At 62.5% G+C, this 20,143-nt stretch carries 19 protein-coding genes; 10 read left to right on the top strand and 9 right to left on the bottom strand.

Annotated elements, in window-relative coordinates; all coding sequences use genetic code 11:
• The first annotated feature begins 28 nt into the window (after positions 1–28).
• The 5 genes from BJP05_RS10780 (at position 29) to BJP05_RS10760 (ending at position 6,382) form a co-directional block, all read left to right on the top strand.
• A complete protein-coding gene (locus tag BJP05_RS10780) occupies positions 29–3,130 on the top strand; it encodes a murein biosynthesis integral membrane protein MurJ (protein ID WP_256472908.1) in 3,102 nt (1,033 codons plus the stop codon).
• 83 nt (positions 3,131–3,213) lie between these two features.
• A complete protein-coding gene (locus BJP05_RS10775; protein WP_070363387.1) occupies positions 3,214–3,765 on the top strand; it encodes a sigma-70 family RNA polymerase sigma factor in 552 nt (183 codons plus the stop codon).
• 79 nt (positions 3,766–3,844) lie between these two features.
• On the top strand, positions 3,845–4,795 hold the full coding sequence (gene trxB, locus BJP05_RS10770) for a thioredoxin-disulfide reductase (RefSeq protein ID WP_070363386.1): 951 nt from the start codon (positions 3,845–3,847) through the stop codon (positions 4,793–4,795).
• A 30-nt stretch (positions 4,796–4,825) separates the two neighbouring features.
• Positions 4,826–5,149: a thioredoxin gene (gene trxA, locus BJP05_RS10765; protein WP_070363385.1), complete on the top strand. Its 324-nt coding sequence runs from the start codon at positions 4,826–4,828 to the stop codon at positions 5,147–5,149.
• Between the two features lie 51 nt (positions 5,150–5,200).
• Entirely contained in the window at positions 5,201–6,382 is a 1,182-nt protein-coding gene (locus BJP05_RS10760; RefSeq protein ID WP_305763941.1) for an N-acetylmuramoyl-L-alanine amidase, read from the top strand.
• On the opposite strand, the gene BJP05_RS10755 is transcribed toward BJP05_RS10760, so the two are convergent.
• The 7 genes from BJP05_RS10755 to rpmH form a co-directional block, all read right to left on the bottom strand.
• The gene (locus BJP05_RS10755) at positions 6,383–7,468 is read right to left on the bottom strand and encodes a ParB/RepB/Spo0J family partition protein (protein ID WP_070363383.1); all 1,086 of its coding nucleotides are present in this window, start codon (positions 7,466–7,468) and stop codon (positions 6,383–6,385) included.
• Positions 7,469–7,470: 2 nt separating this feature from the next.
• Complete coding sequence (locus tag BJP05_RS10750) at positions 7,471–8,352, bottom strand: ParA family protein (RefSeq protein WP_070363382.1); 882 nt, start codon at positions 8,350–8,352, stop codon at positions 7,471–7,473.
• Between the two features lie 20 nt (positions 8,353–8,372).
• Positions 8,373–8,990 (bottom strand): 16S rRNA (guanine(527)-N(7))-methyltransferase RsmG, encoded by a 618-nt coding sequence (gene rsmG, locus BJP05_RS10745; protein ID WP_070363381.1) that lies wholly within the window; start codon positions 8,988–8,990, stop codon positions 8,373–8,375.
• Positions 8,991–9,082: 92 nt separating this feature from the next.
• A complete protein-coding gene (gene yidC, locus BJP05_RS10740; protein ID WP_070363380.1) occupies positions 9,083–10,063 on the bottom strand; it encodes a membrane protein insertase YidC in 981 nt (326 codons plus the stop codon).
• Positions 10,064–10,086: 23 nt separating this feature from the next.
• Positions 10,087–10,389 (bottom strand): membrane protein insertion efficiency factor YidD, encoded by a 303-nt coding sequence (gene yidD / locus BJP05_RS11045; RefSeq protein ID WP_071573183.1) that lies wholly within the window; start codon positions 10,387–10,389, stop codon positions 10,087–10,089.
• Positions 10,368–10,739 carry a ribonuclease P protein component gene (rnpA, locus tag BJP05_RS10735; protein WP_070363379.1) on the bottom strand — a complete coding sequence of 124 codons (372 nt, stop codon included), beginning with the start codon at positions 10,737–10,739 and terminating at the stop codon, positions 10,368–10,370. Before rnpA ends, yidD begins: the two co-directional genes overlap by 22 nt.
• Positions 10,740–10,761: 22 nt before the next feature.
• Positions 10,762–10,899 carry a 50S ribosomal protein L34 gene (gene rpmH, locus BJP05_RS10730; protein WP_070363641.1) on the bottom strand — a complete coding sequence of 46 codons (138 nt, stop codon included), beginning with the start codon at positions 10,897–10,899 and terminating at the stop codon, positions 10,762–10,764.
• A gap of 881 nt (positions 10,900–11,780) precedes the next feature.
• On the opposite strand from rpmH, the gene dnaA reads away from it, so the two are divergent.
• From dnaA to gyrB, 5 genes are all read left to right on the top strand, one after another.
• A complete protein-coding gene (dnaA, locus tag BJP05_RS10725) occupies positions 11,781–13,304 on the top strand; it encodes a chromosomal replication initiator protein DnaA (RefSeq protein ID WP_070363378.1) in 1,524 nt (507 codons plus the stop codon).
• Positions 13,305–14,024: 720 nt separating this feature from the next.
• Positions 14,025–15,230 (top strand): DNA polymerase III subunit beta, encoded by a 1,206-nt coding sequence (gene dnaN / locus BJP05_RS10720; RefSeq protein WP_177224269.1) that lies wholly within the window; start codon positions 14,025–14,027, stop codon positions 15,228–15,230.
• Positions 15,231–15,239: 9 nt separating this feature from the next.
• On the top strand, positions 15,240–16,418 hold the full coding sequence (gene recF / locus BJP05_RS10715; protein ID WP_070363377.1) for a DNA replication/repair protein RecF: 1,179 nt from the start codon (positions 15,240–15,242) through the stop codon (positions 16,416–16,418).
• A complete protein-coding gene (locus BJP05_RS10710; protein ID WP_070363376.1) occupies positions 16,405–17,004 on the top strand; it encodes a DciA family protein in 600 nt (199 codons plus the stop codon). Before recF ends, BJP05_RS10710 begins: the two co-directional genes overlap by 14 nt.
• A 77-nt stretch (positions 17,005–17,081) precedes the next feature.
• Positions 17,082–19,121, top strand: a complete 2,040-nt coding sequence (gene gyrB, locus BJP05_RS10705) for a DNA topoisomerase (ATP-hydrolyzing) subunit B (protein WP_070363375.1) — start codon at positions 17,082–17,084, stop codon at positions 19,119–19,121.
• On the opposite strand, the gene BJP05_RS10700 is transcribed toward gyrB, so the two are convergent.
• Complete coding sequence (locus BJP05_RS10700; RefSeq protein WP_070363374.1) at positions 19,118–19,567, bottom strand: hypothetical protein; 450 nt, start codon at positions 19,565–19,567, stop codon at positions 19,118–19,120. The genes gyrB and BJP05_RS10700 overlap by 4 nt on opposite strands.
• Before the next feature lie 158 nt (positions 19,568–19,725).
• Positions 19,726–20,112, bottom strand: a complete 387-nt coding sequence (locus tag BJP05_RS10695) for a hypothetical protein (RefSeq protein ID WP_070975459.1) — start codon at positions 20,110–20,112, stop codon at positions 19,726–19,728.
• Between the last annotated feature and the right edge of the window lie 31 nt (positions 20,113–20,143).

Here is a 20,143-nt window from a genome sequence, read left to right as displayed (position 1 = left end):
CAATTCCGTGGTGCGGGCAACGGGGTCGATGGCGATCGCGACGCTGATTTCGCGCATCACGGGGTTCATCCGCACGGTGCTGATTGGCGCCGCGTTGGGCCCGGCGGTGGCGTCGGCATTTAATACGGCGAATACGCTGCCGAACATTATTACGGAGATCGTGCTGGGGTCCGTGTTGACGGCCCTGGTGGTGCCGGTGTTGGTGCGCGCGGAGAAGGAGGACCCGGACCACGGGGAGCGCTTTATCCGCCAGCTGTTCACGCTGACGCTGACGCTCCTGACGGTGGTGACCATCATCGCGGTGGCCGCCGCGCCGCTGCTGACTCGCGTCTTCCTCGACGATGAGGGCCAGGTGAACGTCGCGCAGTCGACGTCGTTTGCGTATTTGGTATTGCCGCAGATTTTCTTCTACGGCATGTTCTCGCTGTTCATGGCGGTGCTGAATACGAAGGAGCATTTCCGGCCGGGTGCGTGGGCGCCGGTGGCGAACAACGTGGTGTCGATTGCGGTGCTGCTGGGGTACATGATGTTGCCGGGCAGTTTGAATCCCGCGGCGCCGGCGTCGATAGCGAATCCGCATGTGCTGCTGCTGGGCGTCGGCACGACGTTGGGTGTGGCGGTGCAGTGCCTGATTATGCTGCCGGCGCTGCGCAAGCTCGGCATTAACCTGCGGCCGCTGTGGGGTATCGACGACCGCCTCAAGGTGTTCGGCGGGATGGCCCTGGCGATCGTGACCTATGTGGGGATTAGCCAGGTCGGCTACATCGTGACCACGCGTATCGCGTCGATGGCGAGCGACGCCGCCCCGATTATTTACCAGCAGCACTGGATGCTGCTGCAGGTGCCCTACGGCATCATTGGCGTCACCTTGCTGACGGCGATCATGCCGCGCCTGTCCCGCAACGCCGCCGACGGTGACGACGCCGCGGTGGTCCGGGACTTGACGCTGGGCACGAAGCTGACGTTCATCGCCCTGATCCCGATCATTGTCTTTATGACGGCGCTCGGCCCGGACATCGGGCACGCGCTGTTCGCCTACGGCAACTTCGACGGCGGCACGGCCCGCACGCTGGGCCTGACGGTGAGTTTCTCCGCGTTTACGCTGATCCCGTACGCCCTGGTGATGCTGCACCTGCGCGTGTTCTACGCGCGGGAGGAGGCATGGACGCCGACGTTCATTATCGCCGGCATCACGATTACGAAGGTGGTGCTGTCGTACCTAGCGCCGCTGGTTGCGGATTCGACGCAGTCCGTCGTGGTGCTGTTGGGTGCTGCGAACGGCTTCGGTTTCGTCGCCGGCGCGGTGATCGGCGCGCTGTTGCTGCGTCGGAAGTTGGGCACGCTGGAGGCGCGTTCGGTGCTGCACACGTCGCTGTGGGCGGCGGCTTCGGCGCTGGTCGGTATCGCGGTGATGTTCCTGGTGCGCTGGCTCGTGCGTGATGTCGCGGGTATCGACGCCCCGTCCTTCCTCGGCGGGCTCATCGGCCTGCCGTCGCTGGGCTTCCTGCTTGAGGTGATGGTCCTCGGCGTGCTGTTCGTGGTGGCGACGGGCCTGGTGCTGTCGCGCTCTGGTCTGCCGGAGGTGCAGAACCTGGGCCGCGCGCTGGCGCGCATCCCGGGCATGGGTCGCTTTATCCGCCCGGACGAGGACGCCGCGATCGAGGTCGGCGAGGTGGATCTGCGGGATGTGTCGCAGCAGTTCCTGGCCGCCGATACGTTCAATGCGTCGCCGGTGCCGCCGCCGATGTCGGCTGGTGTCGTGCGTGGTCCGCGTTTGGTACCGGGTGCGTCGGTGTCGGATGGCCGTTTCCGCCTCATCCGCGATCACGGCTCCACGACGGGCGCGCAGTTCTGGCAGGCCCGCGAGGTGTCGACGGGCCGCTCCGTGGCGCTGACGTTCGTCGATACGACGGGCATGGCCCCGATGGCTCCGGCGACGCCGCGCCAGGCCGCTATCGACGCCGCGGGTGTGTCGCGTCGCACGCGCAAGCTCGCGATGCTGCGCCACCCGGCGCTGCCGGAGAACATCGAGATCGTGTCGTATCGCACGGGCGCCCTCGTGGTTGCGGACTGGGTGGAGGGCTCCTCGGTCCGCGCCGTCGCCGAGTCGGGCCAGACGTTGCACACGGATGCGGTGGCGAACGCGCTTGCCCCGTTGGCGGGCGCGATCGCCGCGGCGCACGAGGCTGGGGTGCCGCTCGGGTTGGATAACCGCCAGCGCCTGCGCATCGACCGCGAGGGCCACGTGCGCCTCGCGTTCCCGGCCGTCCTGCCGGACGCCTCCGCAGCCGACGACGCCGACGCCTTCGCCTCCGCGCTGCAGCTGCTGACCACCAACGTCGACTCCGATGACCTCGCGGATGTCGCCAGCACCACCCGCGCCCTCGTCGACGCCGACGCCATCGAGTCCCACGACTTCCGCGAGCTCGAGCGCCAACTCACCCGCGACGAAGCCGAGGACGCCCCCGCCGAAGCTATCGATCCCGTCGAGCCGGTCGAGGAGCAGTCTGAGGAGCCGAAGGACCTGCGCGGCGGTTTCGGATCTCGCCGTTACGGTCCGGTCACACTCGCGGTGTTGCTGTCGCTCGCGGTTGGCGCGGTGATCATCATCGCGGCGCTCACCGCGTACCTGGTCGGCTTCCTCTCCGGCGACGACACGAACGCACCCGTCACGGTGGACTCGGTCCAGACCGGGGTAGAGGAGGTCGAGGAGGAGGTCACGGGCCTGCCCGTGTTGCTCACCCCGATGCGCGCGACCATCGAAGGTGCTTCCGCGCCCGAGCTTGTCGACGCCGACCGCTCCACCACCTGGACCGGCTCAGACAACGTGAGCGTCGAGCTCCGACCCGCCAAGGGCGCGACCGCCCGCAAAGGGTTCACCCTGGAGCACGTGATCGTCGATACTCCGTCCAACGGCGACAGCTTCCGGATCTACGGCCTGCCTGCCGGCGCCTCGTGGAACGGCGACGTCGCCGACCTGCCGCTGCTTAAGGAGGGCACGTTCCTCAACGGCGAAAACGGCATCGACGTGGAGGACTCACCGGAACTCACCGGCTTGGTCCTCAACGTTTCCGGCCAGGACATCATCCTCCGGGACGTCACCCTCATCGGGCGCACTAGCCTCCGATGATGTCCACCATGGTGGACAAGAAACGCTTCCTCTTCCGGCGCTGATGCATCACACTGGATGCATCAGCAATGGGAGGGTGCATCATGCGCAGAAAAACGGACCACCAACTCGTCCACGAATACATCGCAGGCGACATCCACGCCTTCAACCTCATCGTCCGGCGCCACGAACGCAACATGCTCGGCGTCGCCCTTCGCTACTCACGCAATGAGTGCGACGCCGAAGACATCGTCCAGGACGCCCTGCTCAAGGCGTCCCGCCACCTGTATGGCTTCCGCTTCGAGTCGAAGGTGTCTACCTGGCTGTACCGGCTAGTCGCCAACGCAAGCTTGGACCACCAGCGCCGACGCAAGGCCGAGTACACCGTGTCCCTCGACGACAACGATGAGCTCTCCCAGGACAAGGATCCCCGCCTGGCCCACGACCCGACCGCTCACCTCGACCGCCTCATCGCCGTCAAGGACGCGCTGCGCGTCGTACCGGAGGCGCACCGGAAGGCTGTCTTCCTCATCGATATCATGGGCATGTCCCTCCAGTCCGCCGCCGACACCTGCGGCGTCCAGCCCGGCACCATGAAGTCCCGCCGCGCCCGGGCACGCGCCATGATGCTCGAGCACATGGAAGGCGCCTGCTAGGCCAAAAGCACACGTCTGGAACAAACAGTAGACTGGCTACGTTTACACCCCTGACAGAGCAAATCTACGAGGAGTTTCCATGACCAACGAGGCCAGCGAACAAACAGAACAAATTCATGACGTGATTATTGTCGGCTCGGGCCCGGCGGGGTACACGGCAGCGCTGTACGCGGCGCGTGCGGAGCTGAACCCGTTGGTGTTTGAGGGTTACGAGTACGGCGGCGAGCTGATGAACACCACTGAGGTCGAGAACTTCCCTGGCTTCAAAGATGGAGTGATGGGCCCGGATCTGATGATGCAGATGCGCGATCAGGCGGAGAAGTTCGGCGCGCGCCTGGAGTCGGAGCTGGTGGACAAGGTTGATCTCAGCGGTGACGTGAAGAAGGTGTTCGTGGGGGATGACGTCTACCAGGCCCGCGCGGCCATTCTCGCTACTGGTGCGGCACCGCGTCACCTGGGCATTCCGGGTGAGGCTGAGCTGACGGGTCGCGGTGTGTCCACGTGCGCGACCTGTGACGGCTTCTTCTTCAAGGATCAGCACATTGCCGTTGTCGGTGGTGGGGATTCGGCGATGGAGGAAGCGACGTTTTTGACCAAGTTTGGGTCGAAGGTCTCCATTATTCACCGTTCGGAGAACTTCCGCGCGTCGCAGATTATGTTGGAGCGCGCCCGGGCAAATGAGAAGATTGAGTTTATTACGCATTCGGTGGTCGAAGAGGTCGTCGAAAAGGATGGCAAGGTTGGCGGCCTGAAGGTGCGCAACGTGCAGTCGGGCGAGGAGTCGGTGCTGGACGCGACGGCGTTGTTCGTGGCGATCGGGCATGATCCGCGTTCGGCGTTCCTGGAGGGCCAGGTGGCCACGGACGAGGGCGGGTACGTCCTTGTCGACGCTCCTTCGACCCGCACGAACGTGCCGGGCGTGTTTGCGTGTGGCGATTTGGTGGATAACCACTATCGTCAGGCGATTACGGCGGCTGGTTCGGGGTGCCGGGCGGCGTTGGATGCGCAGCATTTCCTTGCGGCGCTTTAGAATAGAATGAACTGTGTTCAAGGAGGAACGATGAGTGCACCTGTTGATGTGACGAAGAATACGTTTAAGGCTGAGGTCGTTGAGGCTTCGACGCCGGTGTTGGTGGATTTTTGGGCTGAGTGGTGTGCTCCGTGCCGGAAGTTGTCGCCGACGTTGGATGAGATTGCGTCTGAGCTGGATGGCAAGGTGAAGGTCGCGAAGGTGAATGTGGATGAGGAGCGTGAGCTGGGGATGATGTTCCAGGTCATGTCGATTCCGACTGTGTTGATCTTCAAGGATGGCCAGAAGGTGGATGAGTTTGTGGGGGCGCTCCCGAAGGCGCAGATCGTCCAGAAGGTTGAGTCGAATCTGTAGGCTGTCCGTCGTAGGATGGACTGCATTGTTGGTTTTGTAGAAAGGTGCCCAGTGGGTGACATTCTCCGCGTAGGTGATTCGAGTGCTCGCGTGGCCGAGGCGCGTGCGACGCTTGCGCGTTTGGGCATGTTGGAGGACTTCGATGGGGATATCGAGGACTTCAACTCGCGGCAGTTCACTCCCGACGAGATGCTTTTCGACGCCCCTTTGGCGGAGTCCGTGAGAGCATTTCAGCAGTCGCGGGGAATTATGCCGACTGGCGCTATCGATGACTTGACGTTGCGTGAGCTGCGTGAGGCGTCGTATACGTTGGGGGCGCGTGTGTTGCAGTACCAGCCGAATCAGGAGTTGGTGGGCGACGACGTGGGGCAGTTGCAGACGCAGCTGCATGAGCTGGGCTTTTATTCGGATCGTGTGGATGGGCGGTTCGGTCCGCGCACGCACGAGGCCGTGATGAATTACCAGCTGAATTCGGGCTTGGAAGACGATGGGGTGTGTGGCCCGGATACGTTGCACGCGTTGAGTCTGTTGGGCCGCCGGATTACGGGCGGTTCGGCGCACGCGATTCGCGAGCGTGAGCATGTGCGCGCGGCTGGCCCGCAGTTGGCGGGCAAGCGCGTGGTGATTGATCCGCATCTTGGTGGTGCAGATAAGGGCGCGCTTGTCGACGGCCCCTTTGGCCAGATCACGGAGGAGGAGATCCTGTGGGATTTGGCGCAGCGCGTGGAGGGCCGCATGATTGCGGCTGGTGTGGAGACGATTATTTCGCGTCCGCGTGGTGATAATCCGTCGTGTAAGGAGCGCGCTGATCTGGCGAACGGCTTCGACGCCGACTTGGTGATTTCCCTGCAGTTGGACCGTTATGCCAATGAGAAGGCGAATGGTGTGGCGACGTTCTACTTCGGTTCGGAGAACGGGACGTCGTCGATGACGGGGGAGACGCTGTCGGGCTATATTCAGCGTGAGATTGCGGCGAGGACGTCGCTACGTAACTGCTGGAATCATGCCCGGACGTGGGAGATGCTGCGGATGACGCGGATGCCGTCGGTGGAGATCGTGGCTGGCTATGTCACGAATCCGCACGATGTTGAGGTGGTGACGGATCCGCAGCAGCGTGACGCGATCGCGGAGGCGATTGTGGTGGCGGTGAAGCGCCTGTACTTGCTGGATTCTGATGACCAGCCGACAGGCACCTACTCTTTCCAGGATTTGCTCCGCCAGGAGCACCTGTAATCAGTCGGTGCCCTGGATGAGGCCCATGATGCGTTCGAAGTCCTGACGGTCGCCGAATTCGACGACGATTTTACCTTTCCGTTTGCCCATGGTGACGGAGACTTTGGTGTCCCATTCGTCGGCGAGTTGGTCGGCGGCCCGGGTGAGGTATTCGGGCTGGGGGACGGGTTCGCGGCGTTTCTTCTGTGGGACGCCGCCTTCGTTATTCATGAGCGTGACGGCTTCTTCGGTGGCGCGGACGCTTAAGCCCTCGGAGACGATGCGTTCGGCGAGCAGGGTCTGGCCGTTGGAGGTCAGGGCGTCGCTGCCGAGCTTGAGGCCGAGCAGCGCACGGGCGTGGCCCGCGGAGAGTACGCCGGCGGCGACGCGGCGCTGCACCGGCACCGGGAGGCGCAGGAGGCGGATCGCGTTGGTGATCACCGGGCGGGAGCGGCCGAGTTTGTCGGCGAGTTGCTCCTGGGTGACGCCGAACTCTTCGAGGAGCTGCTGGTAGGCGGCGGCTTCTTCGAGTGGGTTGAGTTGGACGCGGTGGATGTTTTCCAGGAGGGCGTCGCGAAGCATGTCCTGGTCGGACGTTTCGCGGACGATGGCCGGGATGTGCTTCAGGCCGGCTTTGGAGGCGGCGCGCCAGCGGCGCTCGCCCATGATGAGTTCGAAACCCTCGGGCGTGTCGCGGACGACGATGGGTTGCAGCAGGCCGAACTCGCGGATGGAGTGGACCAGCTCGTTGAGGTCGTCTTCGTCGAAGACCTGGCGTGGCTGCTTCGGGTTCGGGATGATTTGCCCGACCGCGATTTCTTGGTAGCGCGCGCCGACCGGCACCGGCTGGATGACGTTCTCTGGCGTGGCGCCGACGGTGGGCGCGCCCGCGACCTTGGGGCGCTTTCCGCGGGGCGGAAGCTTGTCGCCGCCACCGGAAGCCCCTGAAGCTCCCGAAGCCCCGGCGGCGCCGGCTGCGCCGAAGATCACGTCGGAGGCTTTGCCGCCGATGCCGCCGGTCTTGCCGGTTTTGTCGGTCGCGGCTGGTGCCTGCGGGATGAGTGCTGCTAGTCCGCGGCCGAGGCCGCCTTTACGCTCTTGTGCCATGGTTATTCCTCGCCCTCGTCAAGTTGTTGGGCCACCTGGGGGCTGACTCCAATGGGCCCCGTGGTGGCGTGTGGTTGGTAGTCGCCGCGTGTTGCCAGTTCGCGGGCGGCGTCGTAGTAGGCCAGCGCTCCGCTGGAGAGTGGGTCGTAGTCGATGACGGTTTGGCCGTAGCCGGGCGCCTCGGAGACCTTCACGGAGCGCGGGATGACGTTGCGCAGCACCACTTCGCCGAACTGGTTGCGCACTTCGCCGGCGACGTCCGCCGCGAGGCGCGTGCGGGCGTCGTACATGGTGAGCACGATCGCGGAGATGTGCAGGTTGTGGTTGAGGTGCTCGCGGATCATGCCGATGTTGCCGAGCAGCTGGCCGACGCCCTCAAGCGCGTAGTACTCGCACTGGATGGGGATCATGACTTCGTCGACGGCGGTCATGGCGTTGATGGTGAGCAGCCCGAGCGATGGTGGGCAGTCGATGAAGACGTAGTCGAAGTTGTGCTCCTCGAGGAAGCCGCGCCGGATGGCGTCGTGCAGCCGGTATTCGCGGCGCACCATGGACACCAGCTCGATTTCGGCGCCGGCGAGGTCGATGGTGGCGGGGATGCAGTAGAGGTTCTCGTTGTTGGCGTGCGCCTGCAGTGCTTCCTCGGGCGTTGCTTCGCCGATGAGGACTTCGTAGCTGGAGGTGGTGCCGGAGGTGTGCTCGGCACCGAGCGCGGTGGAGGCGTTGCCCTGCGGGTCCAGGTCGATGACGAGGACGCGCATGCCTTGGCGGCTCAGTGCCGACGCCATATTCACCGATGTCGTCGTCTTGCCGACGCCGCCCTTCTGGTTCGCAACGGTGAACACGCGGGTGTGCGCGGGGCGTTGCAGCGTGGCGTTGTCCATGCTGGTGGTGTTCCTTTCCGCTATTTCCGCACGATTCGGATGAGGGTGGTCGGCTGGTCGAGGACGTCGGCGCCAACCTGGAAAATGTTCGGCGTGATCCCCCCGGCTTTCGCAATCGCCCGCGCGTCGCGTTCTAGTTCTTCTGCAACACTAGCGCCTTTCAGCGCCAACATCGAGCCCCCGCGGCGCACCAGTGGAAGGCTCCAGCCGGCGAGCTTGCCCAGGGGTGCGACGGCGCGAGAGGTGACCACGTCGAACTGCCCGCCGGGCTGTTCCTCGGCGCGGCCGCGGACGACGGTAACGTTGTCCAGTCCCAACTCGTTTTTGACCTCGGCGAGGTACGTGGAGCGCTTCAGCAGCGGCTCGATGAGGGTAAAGGAGACGTCGGGGCGGGCGATGGCCAGTGGGATGCCGGGCAGCCCTGCGCCGGAGCCGATGTCGGCGACGGTGGTGGCGTCGTCAAGTGCTTCGGAGACCACCGCACAGTTGAGGATGTGCCGTTCCCACAGGCGGCTGACTTCTTTGGGGCCGATGAAGCCGCGCTCGGCGGCGGTTGTGGCGAGCGATTCGTGGTAGGCCTCGGCGAGCGGCAGGCGATCGCCAAAGATGGTGGCGGCTGCTGTGGGCTGTTCTGACACGGCTGTGTACTCCTTTGAATTTTTAGTCTGGCATCGACTCTAGTAAAAGTAACGCCCCCAGCAAACACTTGCTGGGGGCTGGGGGCTACCGGTTACTTGCCTTGCTGCTTGCGCTGCTTCTTGCTGCGCTTGTCCACCTTGCGGGCACCGACAACGGGAGCGGAGGCGCGCTTGGCTTCCGCCTTGGCGCGTTCCTCGGCCTCTTCCTCGGCGTCCATCTTGGCAAAGACGATGCGGGTCTGGAAGAAGGTCCACACGTTGTTGGCCAGCATGTAGAACAGCAGGCCGATGTGCCACAGGAAGCCGGACGCGATGATCATGACCGGGAAGACCCAGAGCATCATCTTGTTCATCATCTGCATCTGCTGTTCCATCATGGCGGCGTTGTCACCGGACGGGGAGTTGACCTTGCCGGCGGCGCGGCGTGCGGCCTGACGGTTCATGGACATCCGGGCGTTGAGGTGGGTGAACGTCGCGGAGATCAGCACGAGCGGCAGGCACACCATGATGATGTTGGCGCGGGTGAAGTCCAGGCCGGTGAACGCCGCGAAGGCGTCTTCTGGCATGGACATGTACGCGGAGAGCGGCACACCGAAGAAGTCGGCGTCCAGGAAGGAGCGGACGTCTTCTGGGGAGAACGCGTAGTTGGCCAGGTTGCGGTTCTCTTCAACGCTGAGGCCCAGCTGGTTGGGGCCGGTGCCGGTGCGGTTGAAGGAGCGCAGCACGTGGAACAGGCCGATGAACACGGGCATCTGTGCCAGCGGGACGATGCACGAGGCGAGCGGGTTGGTGCCCATCTCCTTGTACAGCTTCTGCGTCTCTTCCGCCATTTTCTGCTGGTCGTTCTTGTACTTTTGGCGGATTTCCTGCATCTTCGGCTGCATTTCCTGCATCTTGCGCATGGACCGCATTTGGTTGACCATGGGCTTGACCAGCAGGGTTCGCAGGGTGAAGGTGAGGAAGACGATGGACAGGATCCATGACAACGCCGAGTCTGGCGAGAGGATGAAGCCGAATACTTTGTGCCAGAACCACAGCACCCAAGAAATCGGCCAGTAGATGAAATTCAGCACTTTGGGGTGTTACTCCTCGTTGGTTACTTGGTGGTCGTTCCTGTGGACGCGTCCGTACCGCTGCCGGGTACTGGGTCGAACCCGCCGGGGTGCCAGGGCCCACATTTGCAGACGCGGGCCACGCTGAGCAGGGTGCCTTTGATGGCACCGTGTCGCGCGACCGCTTCGAGTGCGTAGGCGCTGCACACTGGCATGAAACGACACGTCGCACCCATCTTAAGGGGTGAGAGGTACTTTTGGTAGCAGCGTACGGCCTTCACGAGTGCCCGCGCGGCCGCGGTTGGTGGTGCGGGGATGCGTTGGCCTAGGAAGTTGTAGTACGCCATTTGTCCAGGGCTTTGCGCAGCGCGGCGTCGTAGTCGTGCGCGAGTTGCGCGCTCGTGGCGGTGGCTGAGGCGGGCAGGGCTCTCACCACGACGCCGTGGTGCAGCTCCAGCTTATCGACGCCCCCTCGCAGCACATGCCGCAGTTTCCGAGACACCGCGTGCCTGGTCACCGCGTTGCCGACCTGCTTGGACACGATCAGTCCGAAGCGCGGCCCGCCGTGCAGCGCGATGGTGTCCTCGGCCCGCGAGCGGACGTGGACGATTAAAGTGCGAGACCCCGCGCGCACTCCTTTCCTCATGGTCTGCCGGAAGTCGGCAGAGGAGGAGAGTTTGTGCGGGCGGGGTAACACGATGTCGCTGCGCTTCGGGCGTTTATGCCGTCAGGCTTGCGCGGCCCTTCTTGCGGCGCGCGGAAACGATTGCGCGGCCGGCGCGGGTGCGCATGCGGGCACGGAAGCCGTGCTTGCGTGAACGACGGCGGTTGTTTGGCTGGTAAGTCCGCTTAGACACGGTGGACTCCTTATAAGAGGTCACGACGGCCAGCGGGAACCCGCCGCGGTGCGCGACGCATTCCCTCCCGGGGTAGTAGCCGTCCCGGAATTGCAATGTTCAGGTTGAGATTGCCCGGCCGCGGCGCGTTGTGCGCGTTGACCTGCATGCATCACCTTCGCTGACTCGCCCTGGGTGGGCGGCCCGGTGCACTGCGTAGATGGTGCTCTCAAGCACACCGTGGGCATGTTGCTTCGCGCCCGTAGTGTGACAGACTACGCCAGACTACGCGAAAAACCGCTGGTTGTTCAAATCGACACACTGTCTTTTGAGCCGGGTGGGGCGCAGGTCCATTCGTTTACCCCCGTAATTACAAGGGTGTACTTTCGCGCAGGTGGTTGCATATTTTCGAACACCGGGGGCCGCGCTATCACCGGCCTGACGCGCGATTACTTCCCAACACGCGTACGCAATGTTCGAGATTTCCTGTGAATCACATCCGTGAAACGAGTTATCCACAGGGTTGTGGCATGCGGGCTGTTAGACATTGCAAGCTCACACCGGGTAACAATGATAAAGCACCACAATTACACACGTTCTTTCTCCACATCGCTGTGGATAACTGTGAACAACAGGTTGAGACTTTGCGGCGTAATTTGTAATTACAGCAGGTCACAGCCGGTAAAAGTTCCGTGAAAAGTTATCCACAGGGGAGGGGGAAGGCTGTGAACAACTTACTCACCGAAGTTATCCACAGGTGTGGACAAGTCTGTGGAAGATACTGGTGAGACGCAGGTTTTGGAATTACAAAATCTGTGAAACAGCGGTGGAATGTACGTGAAATTCCACAGTTGTGACGAACGTCACTAAATGACATGTCGGATTAGGAGGAAAGCGGGACGTTGGCAGAGCAAGACATCGAAACGCTATGGCGCACCATCGTCGCTGACCTGCTGGCGCTGTCGGCGCAGCCCAGCTCGCAGGTCCCGTCGCTCACCCCACAAGAGCGCGCCTACCTCCAGCTCGTCCGCCCCGTCATGCTTGTCGACGGCTACGCCATCCTCTCCGCCCCCCACGCCGCCGCAAAAACGGTCGTGGAGCAGTCCCTGGCACCGCACATCACTGCGCTGCTGGCGTCCCACCTGGGCAAACACTGCACGCTCGCCGTCTCGATCCAGGCGCCAGAAGCCCCGGCAGCGCCTTCAGCTCCGCCTGCCCCCGAGGCCGTCGACCCGGCCCACATGACCCCCGGCGAGCAAATCCCAATGGGCCTCGATGAACTCGCCGAGATGCACGCCCGCCAACAGCAACAACACCAGGCGCCGGCGCACCCGACCGTCCCTAAGCGAATCCCCCGCGAAAAGCCTGCCCACGACCCTGAGCGCGAGACCAGCCTGAACCCGAAGTACACCTTTGAGAACTTCGTCATCGGCTCCTCGAACCGCTTCGCCAACGGCGCCGCCGTCGCCGTCGCCGAGAACCCGGCCCGCGCCTACAACCCCCTGTTCATCTGGGGTGGCTCGGGCCTCGGCAAGACGCACCTGCTGCACGCCGCCGGCAACTACGCGCAGGTCCTGCAGCCGAACCTCCGCATCAAGTACGTCTCCTCCGAGGAGTTCACGAACGACTACATCAACTCCGTACGCGACGACCGCCAAGAAAGCTTCAAGCGCCGCTACCGCAACCTCGACATCCTGATGGTCGACGACATCCAGTTCCTCGAGGGCAAGGAAGGTACCCAGGAGGAGTTCTTCCACACCTTCAACGCGCTGCACCAGGCGAATAAGCAGATCATCCTGTCGTCTGACCGCCCGCCGAAGCAGCTCACCACCCTCGAGGACCGCCTCCGCACCCGCTTCGAAGGCGGCCTCATCACCGACGTCCAGCCACCAGACCTGGAGACCCGCATCGCCATCTTGATGAAGAAGGCGGCCGCCGACGGCACGCAGGTCGACCACCAGGTGCTCGAGCTCATCGCCTCACAATTCGAGTCGTCGATCCGCGAGCTCGAGGGCGCCCTCATCAGGGTCTCGGCCTACTCTTCCCTTATCGACGAGCCCATCACCCTCGACGTCGCCCAAGTCGCCCTTCGCGACATCCTCCCCGACGAAGGCGACATCAACATCAACGCCTCCACCATCAAGGAGTACGCCGCCGAATACTTCAACGTCACGATGGACCAGCTCATCGGCGCAGGTAAAACCCGCCAGGTGGCGCACGCCCGCCAGATCGCGATGTACCTGTGCCGCGAACTCACCGAACTCTCCCTCCCCAAGATCGGCGACGAGTTCGGCGGCAAGGACCACACCACCGTGATGTACGCGGACCGCAAGATCCGCAAGGAGATGACGGAGAACCGCGGCACCTACGACGAAATCCAGGAACTGACCCAAATCATCAAGGCCCGCGCCCGCACCCTGCGCTAACTTTCGTCGCTCTCGGCGTCGCCCGCACCAAATTCCCTCACGCACCCCCAGCGACCTGGGGAAACACAAGCCCGACTCCCCAAATCCCGGAATTTGGTGCCCCACCTGGTCTCTCAGTGCCAAAAGACGCACCCACTTTTGCCTAGCCCTTTTTCTGCCAGGCACTTTGAACACCTAGTCCATATCAGATTGCGACATTTGGCACTCCCACCTCCCGCACCCTAAAAATCCATCCACAGACTTATCCACACCTGTGTAATTACACCGCTGTAATTCACATTTAGGGGCAAAACACCTAAGTGACCCCCACCACAAAGAGACCCACATCACACACCACAGGCCTTGTGGATAACGTGTGAATCCCCAGTGGACAACCCTTCCTGAGTTGTGCACAGATCAAATGACAGAAAATCTATCCACAAGCGCTCAGAGTTATCCACATTTCTTCCACAGGCAATTGCACACCCTGTTTTCGCGCTCCGACCACGGCGAATTCATGTAATTCCACAGATTGCACAGGACTTATTGTTGTTCCCAAGGTTTTTACTTGTAATTCCTAGAGTAGAAAGGGGAGCTGTGCAGAACGGCGCACAAACGACCAACGCCCCAAAAAGCCATGAGCCAGGCGTGTGAAAACTCGAATGACAAAAAGCCCGTCCCCGCCTAAAGTGAGAACGTAATTACAAGAATCTCTACGTACTGCAAGGAGCCCGTGTCACTATGGCGGACATCCAAGACAACTTGAATTCCAACGTTTCCTTCCGCGTGCACAAGGAGGACCTGTCGGACGCGGTGGCGTGGGTTGCTCGGATGTTGCCTACGAAGAACACGCAGCCGATTCTTCGCGCGGTGTTGATTACGGCGTCGGATGAGGGTTTGGAGTTCGCGGGCTTCGATTATGAGGTGTCGTCGCGGGTGCGGATTGCGGCTGAGGTGGATACGCCTGGTCGCGTGGCGGTGGCGGGCAAGTTGTTGTCTGACATTGTTGCGAATATGCCGAATCAGCCGGTTGAGGTTTCTACGAGTGACACAAAGTTGCTTCTCGACGGCGGCTCCGCCCACTTCGAGCTGCCTTTGATGCCGTTGGACGATTATCCGCAGTTGCCGCAGTTGCCTGAGGTGACGGGCACGATCGGTTCGGAGGACCTGAGTGGTGCGGTGATGCAGGTGGCTGCCGCGGCGGGTAAGGATGACACGTTGCCGATGCTGACCGGTATCCACATTGAGGTGGAGGGTTCGACGTTGCACTTGACGGCGACGGACCGTTTCCGGTTGGCGTTGCGTTCGTTGGAGTGGTCGCCTGCTGGTGAGGGGGTGCAGGCGAAGCTGTTGGTGCCGGCGAAGACGTTGTTGGATAACGCGCGGACGTTGGATACGCAGTTGGAGGAGCCGGTGCAGATTGCCGTTGGTGGCGTCGATAATGTGGGCGCGGACGGCTTGTTTGGTTTGCATGCGGGCAATCGTGAGACGACGACGCGCATGTTGGATGCGGATTTCCCGAATGTGCAGCCGTTGTTGCCGAAGGCGCATACGTCGATGGCGTCGGTGGAGGTGGCTCCGTTGTTGGAGGCGATTCGCCGTGTGTCGTTGGTGGCGGATCGGAATGCGCAGTTGAGGTTGCATTTTTCGGAGGGTCAGGTGACGTTGTTTGCGTCGGGGGCTGATTCGGGTGAGGCGTCGGAGTCGATTCCTGCGCAGTTTGTGGGGGAGGATGAGCTGCTGATTGCGTTTAATGCTGGTTATTTGCGTGATGGTTTGTCGGTGATTGGGACGGATCGTGCGGTGTTTGGGTTTACGGAGTCGTCGCGTCCGGCGATTATGATTCCGGAGCCGGAGTCGTTGCCGGAGAAGGGTGATGATGGGTTGTTCCCGACGCCGGAGACGAATTTCACGTATTTGTTGATGCCGGTTCGCCTGCCGGGCTAGTTTGCCGCGATGTACGTTTCGGAGCTTGACCTGCGTGATTTCCGTTCGTGGCGGGAGTTGCATGTGGATTTGGAGCCGGGCGTCACGGTGTTTTCGGGCCGCAATGGGCACGGGAAGACGAACATTGTGGAGGCGGTGCGGTATACGTCGATGCTCGGGAGTCACCGGGTGGCGACGGACGCTCCGCTGATCCATTCGGGGGCGAGTGATGCGCGCGTGTCGGCGACGACGGTGAATGAGGGGCGCGCGCTGACGACGCATCTGTTGATTAAGGCGAGTGGGGCGAATCAGGCGCAGATTAATAGGACGAGGTTGAAGTCGGCGCGTGAGTTGCTGGGTGTGTTGCGGACGGTGATGTTTTCGCCGGAGGATTTGCGTTTGGTGAATGGGGAGCCGGGGGATCGTCGCCGGTTTTTGGATGCGTTGGCGGCGGTGCGTACGCCACGCCATGGTGGGGTGAAGGCGGATTATGACAAGGTGTTGCGCCAGCGTAATGCGTTGTTGCGTTCGCAGAATATGGCGCTGCGCCGCGGTTATGGGGATGCGGCGGGCGCGGGTGCGTTGAGCACGTTGGATGCGTGGGATGCGCAGTTGGCGCGCTATGGTGCGCAGGTGCTGGCGGGCAGGCTTTTGCTTGTCGACGCCCTCTCCGAGCCCATCACGGAGTCGTATGCGTCGGTGGCGCCGGAGTCGCGTGCGGCGTCGGTGGAGTATACGTCGACGTTGGATAGGGCGGTGTTGGAGTTGACGGGGGAGGCGTCGCGGGATCCGCAGGTGTTGGAGGCGGCGATGTTGTCGGAGTTGGGGAGGCGTCGAAAAGAGGAGATTGAGCGTCGCTCAACGCTGGTTGGTCCGCATAGGGATGACCTGGTGTTGATGTTGGGTCAGCAGCCGGCGAAGGGGTATGCGTCGCATGGGGAGACGTGGTCGTTTGCGCTGAGTATGCACTTGGCGGAGTACCGGTTGTTGGCTGGCGAGGGCACGGATCCGGTGCTGATTTTGGATGATGTGTTTGCGGAGTTGGACGCGAAGCGCCGTGAGCGGTTGGTGCACGTGGCGGAGTCGGCGGAGCAGGTGTTGATTACGGCGGCGGTCGGGGATGACTTGCCGGGGAACTTGGATGGGGCGGTGACGGCGCGGTATCACGTGCGGATGGAGGAGGGGGTGTCGCACATTGAGCGAGCGTGACTTGGTGGGCACTACCTTTGACCAGTTGCGGCGCACGGCGAAGCGGCGCGGCGGGAGGTTGCCGGATTTGTCGAAGCAGGGAACGAGCGTGGTGCCGCGCCGCAGCCAGGGCAAGGGCCGTCCGGTGAAGGATATTACGGTGCCGGGGCTGCACTTTGAGCAGGAGGAGCGCAGGCCGTGGCTGGAGCGGGGCCGCCCGACGGGCAAGGATGGCCGGGCGTTGCCGCGGAGTTACAAGGTGAAGTCGTTTTCGTCGCTGCTGGGTAAGGAGATCCGGAAGCGCGATTGGACGGAGAACATGGCGTACGGCTGGGTGATGGGCAACTGGGAGGGCCTGGTCGGCGCCACGATCGCGGAGCATACGAAGGTGGAGATGATTAAGGATGGCGAGGTCTTCATCACCTGCACGACGACGGCGTGGGCGACGCAGCTGAAGTACATGCAGTCGACGGTGCTGCGCGCGATCGCGGAGAAGGTGGGTCCGGATGTGATCCGGAAGCTGCACATTTATGGGCCGCGGGTGAAGAGTTGGCGCTATGGTCCGCTGCACGTGAAGGGGCGGGGTCCGAGGGACACGTACGGGTAGTCGTGGGGTTTGGTGTCCTGTTTTACGTGTAAGATAGGACGGGTTAATGACATTTTTCAGGAGGAGCGTCTTTTCCAGTGGCTGATCAACAACCTCATTATGACGCGTCGTCGATTACTATCCTCGAGGGCCTTGAGGCCGTCCGGAAGCGCCCAGGTATGTACATTGGGTCGACCGGCGAGCGTGGCCTGCACCACTTGGTGTGGGAGGTCGTGGATAACTCGGTCGATGAGGCGATGGCGGGCTATGCCGATCGCGTCGATGTGACTCTGCTCGCGGATGGCGGCGTAGAGGTCGTCGATAATGGTCGTGGTATTCCGGTGGAGATGCACCCGTCTGGTGCGCCGACGGTGCAGGTCGTGATGACGCAGCTGCACGCGGGCGGTAAGTTCGACTCGGAGTCGTACGCGGTGTCGGGTGGCCTGCACGGTGTGGGTATTTCCGTGGTGAACGCGCTGTCCACGCGTGTTGAGGCGGACATTAAGCGCGATGGCAAGCACTGGTACCAGCGGTTTGTGAACGCGCAGCCGGAGCCTCTGGAGGAGGGCGGCAATGCCCGCGGCACGGGTACGGCGATTCGTTTCTGGCCGGACCCGGAGATTTTTGAGACCACGGAGTTCAAGTGGGACACGATCGCGCGTCGTCTGCAGGAGATGGCGTTCCTGAACAAGGGCCTGACCATCACGTTGAAGGATGAGCGCGTCTCCGAGGAGGAGCTTGAGCTCGAGGCGATCGCGGAGGAGGGTGAGACGGCCGCTGCGGTTGGCTCGGACTCGTTTGACGACGCCACCGAGGGTGACACATCTGCAACCCCGAAGAAGCGCGAGAAGAAGGTCACGTACCACTACCCGGACGGCCTGATTGATTACGTCAACTACCTGAATAAGTCGAAGACGGCGATCCACCCGACGATCGTGGGCTTTGACCAGAAGGGTGACGGCCTTGAGGCTGAGGTGGCGATGCAGTGGAACAGCTCCTTCAAGGAGTCTGTACACACGTTCGCGAACACCATTAATACGCATGAGGGCGGTACGCACGAGGAGGGTTTCCGCGCGGCGTTGACCACGCTGATGAACCGCTACGCGCGTGAACATAAGCTGCTGAAGGACAAGGAGCCGAACCTCACTGGTGATGACTGCCGTGAGGGACTCGCGGCCGTGGTGTCTGTCCGCGTGGCGGACCCGCAGTTTGAGGGCCAGACGAAGACGAAGCTCGGCAATACCGAGGTGAAGGGCTTCGTGCAGCGCGCCGTGAACGAGAATCTGTCGGATTGGTTTGATGCCAACCCGGCGGAGGCGAAGGCCATTATTTCGAAGGCTGTGTCGTCGTCGCAGGCGCGTCAGGCGGCGCGCAAGGCGCGTGACTTGGTGCGTCGTAAGTCGGCGACGGACTTGGGTGGCCTGCCGGGTAAGTTGGCGGACTGCCGTTCGAAGGACCCGAAGCTGTCCGAGCTGTTCATTGTTGAGGGCGACTCAGCAGGTGGTTCGGCGAAGCAGGGCCGCGACTCGATGTACCAGGCGATTCTCCCGCTGCGCGGCAAGATCCTGAACGTGGAGAAGGCCCGCATGGACCGCGTGTTGAAGAACGCGGAGGTCCAGGCGATCATCACCGCGCTGGGTACGGGTATTCACGAAGAGTTCGACATTTCGAAGCTGCGCTACCACAAGATTGTGCTGATGGCGGATGCTGACGTCGACGGCCAGCACATCGCGACGCTGCTGCTTACCCTGCTGTTCCGCTTCATGCCGGAGCTCATCGAGGAGGGCCACGTCTACTTGGCGAACCCGCCGCTGTACAAGCTGAAGTGGGCGAAGGGCGAGCCTGGCTACGCCTTCTCCGACGCGGAGCGTGACCAGTTGCTCGCGGAGGGCCTGGAGGCCGGCCGTAAGATCAACACGGATGACGGCATCCAGCGTTACAAGGGTCTGGGTGAGATGAACCCGAGCGAGCTGTGGGAGACCACGCTTGACCGGGATCACCGTATTCTGCGTCGCGTTGATGTGGAGGATGCCCAGCGCGCTGATGAGCTGTTTAGCATCCTGATGGGTGATGATGTCGCGGCTCGCCGTTCCTTCATCACCCGCAAGGCGAAGGACGTCCGCTTCCTGGACGTCTAGCTTTCCATCTGCTTTTCGACGACCTCTCCGATCCGCGGCAGCGCAGGCCCCACAATTTTGGCGGCCTTGCTGCGGAAGGTGGCGTAGATCTTCTGTACGCCGGCTGGCATGGAGTCGCGGAGGTTGTCGCCGAGTGAGACGAGTTCTGTGACCACGTCGTCTTCGTGTTGTGCGAGGTATTCGCCAAAGGCGGCGTGGTCGCTGTTTTTGTAGTCTTCCCAGCGGGGGTTGAGCTGCTCGAGCAGCTGGGGGAGTACGGTGTTGATGCCTTTGTGCAGGATCCGGGCGTCGACTTTCTTTACGCCCGCGATTGCGGAGCGCAGCGCCATGCCGGTGAGTCCGCTTTGGTCTGCGACGGTCTGGTCGACCACTCCGGCGAGCGCGTCGACGATTCCTGGGCGGCGCCCATTGTGCAGCAGTGCGTTGAGTCCTTGTGGTGTTTCCATGCCGTTGATTGTATGACAAATGCGACCTGCCCCCCGGCAGGTCGCATTGTTACGTTGAGCGTTGCGGCTCTTCCGCCACAGCAGTCACACAGGACACTGTAACCACAACAGGAACAAACTTATCATGAGTCACAGCGGTTACATATTTGGGGTGGGGTTTAGACCTTGGGCAGCATCTTCTGCAGCTCGTTGAGGTCGATCTTGGAGAAATCGAAAATGCGGTTACCCTGCGAGGATCCCATCACGCCCGAGAGTCCTGCCTGGCGCGCGAGGTCGTCGACGGCTGCGCGCAGTGGGGGGACGGCGTCGACAATGACTTGGCCAACCAGCAGCGTGAGCAGCGCAGCGATGGTCAGCGAGACCGGCGCCGAGCCCGTGTATGCGCTGCCGAGCGGTGGCTGCTTTGGTGGGGTGACGGTCGGCGTGATCACCGGCGTCGGTTTGGAGGATCCGGAGGACCCCGATGGAGCGGTGGTGGCTTGCGGCGCGACGATCAGCGACGCCGCAAGCCCGCCAGCGAGGACGAGAGCACTCATTTTCTTCATAGTGCTTAGAATATCGTCCCCGCGCGAACGG

Source organism: Corynebacterium sp. NML98-0116 (assembly GCF_001767255.1).
GTDB lineage: Bacteria > Actinomycetota > Actinomycetes > Mycobacteriales > Mycobacteriaceae > Corynebacterium > Corynebacterium pseudogenitalium.
This window is presented reverse-complemented; position numbering and strand designations above follow the sequence as displayed.